Origin of the sequence: Mycobacterium sp. KBS0706 (genome assembly GCF_005938675.2) — a bacterium.
Lineage (GTDB): Bacteria > Pseudomonadota > Alphaproteobacteria > DSM-16000 > Inquilinaceae > Inquilinus.
On record NZ_VCCH02000193.1, the window covers coordinates 1 to 5,816 of the forward strand.

Genomic DNA, 5,816 nt, shown 5'->3' on the forward strand with positions numbered 1-5,816 from the left:
AAAGCGAGCCCTCCGGCGAGTGCCAGCCGACGCCCGCAACCTCCAGTATCCGGGATTGGAACCCGCACTGGATGGGGTTTGCGCCTTGAGGCAAATCCCCGCCGCCGCCCCCGTCAGATCTGCAGGCCGGCCTTTCGCAGCCCCTCGTCGAGGAAAGCGCGGCTCGCGGGATCGGCATACGGCATCGTGACCTCCCAGTGGCGGTCCGCCTGGGGTGGCTTGACCTCGTCCATCTTCACGATAACAGAGGCGACTTCGTCGTGCCGGCCAAGCTGCCCGAGAGCGGCAAGCAGGGTGCGCAGCGTGATGCGATTTTGGCGAACACGGAGTGCTCGACAGCAGTATTCGGCCGCATCCTCGAAGTTGCCGACGTGATACTGCGCTAGGCCCACGAAGCCAAGAAAGGTCTCCGACTGGCGGTCGTTGGGATTGAGGCGGAGGTTGCGAAGCATCGGGTCGATCGCCTCCGCCGACCGGCCCATGTAGACGCGGATCCATCCGAGCGCGAAGTAACCGAGGGCAAAGTTGGGGCTGAGGTCGATCGCGCGCTGCGCTGCGGCGAGCGACTGCTCATGGCGGAGCGAGATCATCGCCGCGAGGAACAGCGCGTAGTGTGAGTATGGGTCCCGTTCGTCGAGCACAACAGCGCGCGCCGCCGCTGCCACTTCGTCGGCCATCTCGTTATCGATATCCTCGCTCCACCCCCACCAGATCCGAGCATTCAACGTGCGCGCGAGATATGCGTGGGCCAGCGCTAAATTGGGATCGAGCTCGATGGCGCGCCGCAGCAGCATCTCCGCAGTGCGATTCTCGTCGCGGGCAAACTGCTGAAAGTGCCAGATGCCGCGCATGCAATGATCAAAGGCATCGAGGCTGCCGCCATTTTTGCGCGTGGCTCGCCTACCCTCAACGAGTTGCATCTCAGGCTCGATCGCCGCGACCACGCTTTGGGTGACCTCGTCCTGCAGGGCGAACACATCGGAAAGATCACGATCGAAGCGCTCGGCCCAGAGATCGCGACCGGTCTCCGCGTCGACGAGCTGAGCGGTGGCCCGGAGGCGGCTCGCTGCCCGACGCACGCTGCCTTCGAGCACATAGCGCACGCCGAGCTCGCGGGCGATCTGCCTCACATCGAGCGCACGTCCCTTGTAGGCGAAGGCAGAGTTCCGCGCGATGACGAAGAACCAGCGATAGTGTGAAAGCGCGGTGATGATGTCCTCGGTGACGCCGTCGGCGAAGTATTCCTGTTCCCGATCGCCGCTCATGTTGACGAACGGCAGGACTACGATGGACGGCTTGTCCGGCAAAGCGAGCGACCGGCCGCTGAGGAGCGCGTCCATCGCGACCGGCTCTTCTGCACGCCATTCGACACGATAGACTGGGACTGACCGAGGGATGTTCTTGAGTGAACGCTCGCCGACAGAGGACAAGTAAAAATCGAGCTTGCCCTCAACCTGCTCCCGCACTACCCCGCTGACGCAAATGCCGGCCGGGCTGGCGATTTCCTGCAGACGCGCGGCGACATTGACGCCGTCGCCAAGGAGATCGTCTCCTTCGGCGACCACATCGCCGACATTGATCCCGATCCTGTATTCCAGCCTTTTGCCGGGCGGCAGATCGGCATTGCGCCGCTGGAGGGCCCGCTGGATCGCGACCGCCGCGCGGACCGCCTGCACTATGCTCGCAAACTCGACGACGACGCTGTCGCCGGCCGTGCCAAAAATTCGCCCGCCGTGCTCGCGCACCAGATCGGAGATGGCGGCCCGGTAAGTCCCGAGCGTCCGCAGTGTTCCTTCCTCGTCCTCCGCCACGAGCCGGCTGTAACCGACGACATCGGCCGCCAGGATCGCAGCGAGACGCCGACTGCCGGACGCTTCCATGGCCGGGGCTCTCTCGAATGCCGGCACGAGTGTAGCAGGCGATGGTGTCTGCGTCCTTCCGCAACGTGCGGCCGTTGCCCACCGGCGAGTCCGCGAGTCGATGATGGGACGAGTCACCGGCTTGCCGCTCGGATATCCATCAACCTTAAAACGTGTTATCTTAAATTGTTTCCAATGCGTCGGGAGCATTCCGGAGCGGGGGGGGAAGCAATGGCAGAGACCGGCGGAGAAGCGGCGCCCTATCCCAGCTCCGATCCTTCGACTCTGGTTCTCTTCCAGCGTGACTGGGATATTTATCACAAAATGGTGGAAAACAATTTCTTGTTCCATCGCGAGGCCTACGCACGGCTACATGAATTTCTGGTCCAAGACGTCGATCGTCCCTTTGATTTTCTTGATATCGCCTGTGGCGATGCTGGAGCAAGCGTCGCCGCACTCGATGGAACCCAGGTCGCGCACTATCACGGCATCGACTTGTCCCCCGTGGCGCTCGGGCTCGCTCGAAAGGCCTGCGAGAGGCTCTCCTGCCCGGCAACGCTCGAACAGGGCGATTTCATCAGGTCGGTGTCTTCTCGAACGGACCCGGCGGACATCGTCTGGATCGGCTTGTCCCTGCATCATCTGCGCAACCCGGAGAAGCTGGCCTTCATGCGCGAGATCCACCGCATCCTGGGCAAGCACGGGCTCCTCCTCATTTACGAGAACGCCAGTCCCGATGGTGAGGATCGGGAGGCTTGGCTGCACCGTTGGGACCTGCAGAAGCCGTTCTGGACCGCCTACAGTGAAGCGGAGTGGAACGCCATGGCGGCGCATGTGCACGCGGCCGACTTCCCCGAAACGGATGCAGGTTGGCGCGACCTCGGTCGCAACGGGGGTTTCGGCGCAGTGCGTGAGATCTTTGCTGCGCCCTCGGACCTGTTCCGCCTGTATTGCTTCACGGCATGACCCTGCAGAGCTTTCGGCGCAGGAACGGTCACGGACTGTAATTCGCGTCACGACGGGCCGCGGGCTGGCTTGATATGAAAGGCCGCTTAGGGTCGAATCCAGCCATGTCCGCTCTGGGGCGCTCGACGCAATGGCCGCTGTTCACCCTTTGCCGACGAACGGGGAGGCGGCACCCGAAACCCAGGCGTCGTCTACGGCGATCGCCCAGCCATCCAGAAGCGCGCCCCCGGCTGGCGCTGCCGGAAGCGCATCCGCTGCAGGATCAGTCCGGCCCGCTGCGCCTCGACGATCTCGCCGGCCAGCCGCTGATCATCTATCCAAGACGCCGCGGCCGAGCCATGCCGACCAGGTGCTGGCGCTGTTCGGCGACCACGGCCTCGAGCGCAGGTCGTGCACGAGGTGCGCGAGCCGCCGACGGCGCTTGGCTTGGTGGCGGCGGAGATCGGGATCTGCCTGGTGCCTCGACGAGGCCGCGGCTCAGGCGTGAGCCGCCCGCCAATGCGGGTGGGTGACGTAGGCGGTCACCGCCCCCTCCTCGTGCGAGCGGATGGTCACCGCTTCGCCCTTGGGCATATAGACGATCTCGCCGGGGCCGGCGGTGACCGTCCCGGCATCCGTCGAAACCGAAAGTCGGCCTTCTGCCCTGGGGAACGCTCCATCGACGCGTCTGCGATCGCGAACCTCCGGACCTTCATCGTCTCGCTCCATCCTGGGTATGCGGCAGTCGCCCGGAGATCCGGGTCGCCAGGATCAATGACGGGTGTTCCGCCAGGAAGTTCCCGTTCTCGCGTCCCGCCACCATCGAGGGAAGCAGGCATGCTGCAACCGATACGACGGATATCGCCGACCATTGGGCGGGAAAGCCGCAATTCGAGATAAATATAATGTAACCAAGCGATTGACTCATCCAATTCCTGTGATAGAAATCACATATCTGTTGTCTGAAAAGAATATCTCCACACTCATCCACTAATCGATCCTGCGCCACTGGCCGGCATTAGCGATCCTGCAGGTGGGATCTTGCCGCCAGTCGCACAGCACGGGCACATCCAAGCCGGAGAGAGGTGCCGGAGCGCTCAGGCCGGTCCTGACGCGGTCTCGTCATGTCTCGACCAGGAAGCGCCGGCTGAGCGCGACAGCCTTCAACCGTAACCACCGCGCCGGGAATGCGGCGCCGCAACCATGAACAGGGACAGGGCAATGGCTATCATCAACGGCACGGCCGGCAGCGACAACCTCGCAGGAACCAATGACGCCGACATGATCAACGGTGTCGCGGGCAACGACATCCTCGACGGCAGCTGGGGCAACGACGTCCTCAACGGCGGCGACGGCGACGATATCCTGAGCGGCGGCTGGGACTGGGACACCTTCAATGGCGGCGCCGGCATCGACACGGTGGACTATACCTATTACGGCCTCGGCGTGACCGTGAACCTGGCCACCGGCCGGGGCACCTTCGAAGGGTATCCACCCGATCAGTATGAGCCACTGTCGAATATCGAGAACGTGCGCATGGGTGCCGGCAACGACATCGTCATCGGCGACGGCGGCGCCAACCTGCTGGAGGGCGGCACCGGCAACGATACCCTCGACGGCGGTGCCGGCAACGACATCATCCTCGCCGGCGACGGCCAAGACGTCCTCAACGGCGGCGACGGCGACGATGTTCTGAGCGGCGACTGGGGCTGGGACACCTTCAATGGCGGTAACGGCACCGACACGGCGGACTACACCTACTACGGCGCCGCGGTGACCGTGAATCTGACCACCGGCCAGGGCACCTTCGCAGACTTCCCGGGCGGGATCGAATGGCTGTCGAGCATCGAGAACGTGCGCACGGGTGCCGGCAACGACACGATCGTCGGTGACGGTGGCGCGAACGTCCTGGAGGGCGGCGCGGGCGAGGACGATATCGTCAGCGGCCTCGGCGACGACATCCTCGACGGTGGGGACGGCGACGACGGCCTGCTGGGCGGCGCAGGCGCGGATCGCATCATTGGCGGCAACGGCTGGGACATCGCGAGCTACTACAGCTCGGCTGCGGCAGTCGTCGTCAATCTGCTGACCGGCACCGGCTCAGGCGGCGATGCACAGGGCGACACGCTGGCCGGGATCGAGAGCCTGTACGGGTCGGATTATAACGACCAACTGACCGGAGATGGCGGAGCGAATACCCTCGATGGCGCTGCCGGAAGCGACCTGCTGAGCGGCGGCGCCGGTGACGACACGCTCCTGGGCAACGAGGGCGACGACGTCCTGAATGGTCAGGCTGGCGCGGACGTTCTCAACGGCGGGGCCGGGCGCGACTGGGCGTCCTATTTTCCCGACAGCTCGGCCGCCGTGGTCAATCTGGCCACCGGGGCCACCTCCGGAGCGGCGGCCGGGGACACCTATATCAGCATCGAGAACCTCGGCGGCTCGAACTTCGACGACCAGCTCACCGGCGATGCCGGCTCGAACACCATCACGGGCTTCGACGGGAATGACCTGCTGGACGGCGGGGCGGGCGCCGACGGGTTCGACGCCGGCAACGGCGACGATGTCATCATCGGCGGGGCCGGCGCAGACCAGCTCAACGGCGGGGCCGGGTCCGACTGGGCGTCGTATGCGACCGACACCCAGGGCGCCCTTGTCGACCTGGCCAGCGGGGCCACCTTCGGCGCCGCGGCCGGAGACACGTATATCAGCATCGAGAATCTCGCCGGCTCGGCCTTCGACGACATGCTCACCGGCGATGCCGGCGCCAACATCCTCGCGGGCAATGCCGGAAACGACATCCTGACCGGGGGCGGCGGCAGCGATACCCTGCTGGGAGGAGCCGGCGCCGACACCCTCGACGGCGGCGCCGATATCGATACGGCCGACTATCATCTCGAGACCGGCCCCGTCGCGGTCAATCTGACGACCAATCTCAATGGCGGCCAGGCCCAGACCGACACGCTGACCAACATCGAGAACGTCATCGGCACCAGCTTCGACGACATCCTG

3 protein-coding genes and 1 pseudogene are annotated in these 5,816 nt (G+C 64.9%); 2 read left to right on the forward strand and 2 right to left on the reverse strand.

Annotated features, from left to right (window positions below; all coding sequences use genetic code 11):
• Positions 1-113: 113 nt before the first annotated feature.
• Positions 114-1,880 (reverse strand): adenylate/guanylate cyclase domain-containing protein, encoded by a 1,767-nt coding sequence (locus FFK22_RS40570; protein ID WP_186002942.1) that lies wholly within the window; start codon positions 1,878-1,880, stop codon positions 114-116.
• Positions 1,881-2,090: 210 nt separating this feature from the next.
• Between FFK22_RS40570 and FFK22_RS40575 the strand changes: the two genes are divergently transcribed.
• The gene (locus FFK22_RS40575) at positions 2,091-2,825 is read left to right on the forward strand and encodes a class I SAM-dependent methyltransferase (RefSeq protein ID WP_186002943.1); all 735 of its coding nucleotides are present in this window, start codon (positions 2,091-2,093) and stop codon (positions 2,823-2,825) included.
• Positions 2,826-3,302: 477 nt separating this feature from the next.
• Here the strand turns inward: FFK22_RS40575 and FFK22_RS40580 are convergent, their stop codons facing one another.
• Positions 3,303-3,533 carry a hypothetical protein gene (locus FFK22_RS40580; RefSeq protein ID WP_221939254.1) on the reverse strand — a complete coding sequence of 77 codons (231 nt, stop codon included), beginning with the start codon at positions 3,531-3,533 and terminating at the stop codon, positions 3,303-3,305.
• 492 nt (positions 3,534-4,025) lie between these two features.
• On the opposite strand from FFK22_RS40580, the pseudogene FFK22_RS40585 reads away from it, so the two are divergent.
• Positions 4,026-5,816 (forward strand): annotated as a pseudogene (locus FFK22_RS40585) (calcium-binding protein); the annotation flags it as partial.

Coding starts and splice junctions, on each gene's coding strand:
- FFK22_RS40575 (WP_186002943.1), top strand. CDS start 2,091: ATGGCAGAGACCGGCGGAGAAGCGGCGCCCTATCCCAGCTCCGATCCT.
- FFK22_RS40580 (WP_221939254.1), bottom strand. CDS start 3,533: ATGGAGCGAGACGATGAAGGTCCGGAGGTTCGCGATCGCAGACGCGTC.
- FFK22_RS40570 (WP_186002942.1), bottom strand. CDS start 1,880: ATGGAAGCGTCCGGCAGTCGGCGTCTCGCTGCGATCCTGGCGGCCGAT.